This is a genomic window from Streptomyces sp. NPDC053432 (genome assembly GCF_055585365.1).
Genome location: NZ_JBVJKF010000051.1, coordinates 1 through 2,958 on the forward strand (window position 1 = coordinate 1; position 2,958 = coordinate 2,958).

Consider the following 2,958-nt stretch of genomic DNA (forward strand, 5'->3'; position numbering starts at 1 on the left):
TGGTTAAGTCCTCGATCGATTAGTATCTGTCAGCTCCATGTGTCGCCACACTTCCACCTCAGACCTATCAACCTGATCATCTTTCAGGGATCTTACTTCCTTGCGGAATGGGAAATCTCATCTTGAGGGGGGCTTCATGCTTAGATGCTTTCAGCACTTATCCCGTCCGCACATAGCTACCCAGCGATGCCCTTGGCAGAACAACTGGTACACCAGCGGTGCGTCCATCCCGGTCCTCTCGTACTAAGGACAGCTCCTCTCAAATTTCCTGCGCCCGCGACGGATAGGGACCGAACTGTCTCACGACGTTCTGAACCCAGCTCGCGTACCGCTTTAATGGGCGAACAGCCCAACCCTTGGGACCGACTACAGCCCCAGGATGCGATGAGCCGACATCGAGGTGCCAAACCTCCCCGTCGATGTGGACTCTTGGGGGAGATAAGCCTGTTATCCCCGGGGTAGCTTTTATCCGTTGAGCGATGGCCCTTCCATGCGGAACCACCGGATCACTAAGCCCGACTTTCGTCCCTGCTCGACTTGTAGGTCTCGCAGTCAAGCTCCCTTGTGCCTTTACACTCTGCGAATGATTTCCAACCATTCTGAGGGAACCTTTGGGCGCCTCCGTTACCTTTTAGGAGGCGACCGCCCCAGTCAAACTGCCCACCTGACACTGTCTCCCCGCCCGATAAGGGCGGCGGGTTAGAAGGTCAATACAGCCAGGGTAGTATCCCACCGATGCCTCCACCGAAGCTGGCGCTCCGGTTTCCAAGGCTCCTACCTATCCTGTACAAGCTGTACCAACATTCAATATCAGGCTGCAGTAAAGCTCCACGGGGTCTTTCCGTCCTGTCGCGGGTAACCTGCATCTTCACAGGTACTATAATTTCACCGAGTCTCTCGTTGAGACAGTGCCCAGATCGTTGCGCCTTTCGTGCGGGTCGGAACTTACCCGACAAGGAATTTCGCTACCTTAGGACCGTTATAGTTACGGCCGCCGTTTACTGGGGCTTCAATTCGCACCTTCGCTTACGCTAAGCGCTCCTCTTAACCTTCCAGCACCGGGCAGGCGTCAGCCCCTATACTTCGCCTTACGGCTTCGCAGAGACCTGTGTTTTTGCTAAACAGTCGCCTGGGCCTATTCACTGCGGCTCTCTCGGGCTTGCACCCTAACAGAGCACCCCTTCTCCCGAAGTTACGGGGTCATTTTGCCGAGTTCCTTAACGAGAGTTCTCTCGATCACCTTAGGATTCTCTCCTCGCCTACCTGTGTCGGTTTGCGGTACGGGCACCTCTCACCTCGCTAGAGGCTTTTCTTGGCAGTGTGGAATCAGGAACTTCGCTACTATATTTCGCTCGCCATCACAGCTCAGCCTTATGGGAAACGGATTTGCCTATTTCCCAGCCTAACTGCTTGGACGCGGATATCCAATACCGCGCTTACCCTATCCTCCTGCGTCCCCCCATTGCTCAAATGGTGAGGAGGTGGTACAGGAATATCAACCTGTTGTCCATCGCCTACGCCTTTCGGCCTCGGCTTAGGTCCCGACTAACCCTGAGCGGACGAGCCTTCCTCAGGAAACCTTAGGCATTCGGTGGAGGGGATTCTCACCCCTCTTTCGCTACTCATACCGGCATTCTCACTTCTAAGCGCTCCACCAGTCCTTCCGGTCTGGCTTCACAGCCCTTAGAACGCTCTCCTACCACTGTTCGAAGAACAGTCCGCAGCTTCGGTGATACGTTTAGCCCCGGTACATTTTCGGCGCAGAGTCACTCGACCAGTGAGCTATTACGCACTCTTTAAATGGTGGCTGCTTCTAAGCCAACATCCTGGTTGTCTAAGCAACTCCACATCCTTTTCCACTTAACGTATACTTTGGGACCTTAGCTGGCGGTCTGGGCTGTTTCCCTTTCGACTACGGATCTTATCACTCGCAGTCTGACTCCCAAGGATAAGTCATTGGCATTCGGAGTTTGACTGAATTCGGTAACCCGGTAGGGGCCCCTAGTCCAATCAGTGCTCTACCTCCAAGACTCTTACCTTGAGGCTAGCCCTAAAGCTATTTCGGAGAGAACCAGCTATCTCCAGGTTCGATTGGCATTTCACCCCTACCCACACCTCATCCCCGCACTTTTCAACGTGCGTGGGTTCGGGCCTCCATTCAGTGTTACCTGAACTTCACCCTGGACATGGGTAGATCACCTGGTTTCGGGTCTACGACCACGTACTCATGCGCCCTATTCAGACTCGCTTTCGCTGCGGCTCCGCATCTTCTGCTTAACCTTGCACGGGATCGTAACTCGCCGGTTCATTCTACAAAAGGCACGCCATCACCCGTTAACGGGCTCTGACTACTTGTAGGCACACGGTTTCAGGATCTCTTTCACTCCCCTTCCGGGGTGCTTTTCACCTTTCCCTCACGGTACTGGTTCACTATCGGTCACTAGGGAGTATTTAGCCTTGGGAGATGGTCCTCCCGGATTCCGACGGAATTTCACGTGTTCCGCCGTACTCAGGATCCACTCAGGAGAGAACGAAGTTTTGACTACAGGGCTGTTACCTCCTATGGCGGGCCTTTCCAGACCTCTTCATCTACCTCGTTCCTTTGTAACTCCGTACAGAGTGTCCTACAACCCCAAGAGGCAAGCCTCTTGGTTTGGGCTAATCCCGTTTCGCTCGCCGCTACTCAGGGAATCGCATTTGCTTTCTCTTCCTCCGGGTACTTAGATGTTTCAGTTCCCCGGGTCTGCCTTCTCATATCCTATGAATTCAGATATGGATACCACTCCATTACGAGTGGTGGGTTTCCCCATTCGGAAATCTCCGGATCAAAGCTTGCTTACAGCTCCCCGAAGCATATCGGTGTTCGTCCCGTCCTTCATCGGCTCCTAGTGCCAAGGCATCCACCGTGCGCCCTTTCTAACTTAACCGTTAAAAAGAATCACTATGTGATATCTTGTA

General features: G+C 53.6%; 1 rRNA gene. It reads right to left on the bottom strand.

Going from position 1 to position 2,958, the window contains the following annotated elements:
* Window positions 1-2,927 (bottom strand): 23S ribosomal RNA (locus ACZ6Y1_RS37395).
* Between the last annotated feature and the right edge of the window lie 31 nt (window positions 2,928-2,958).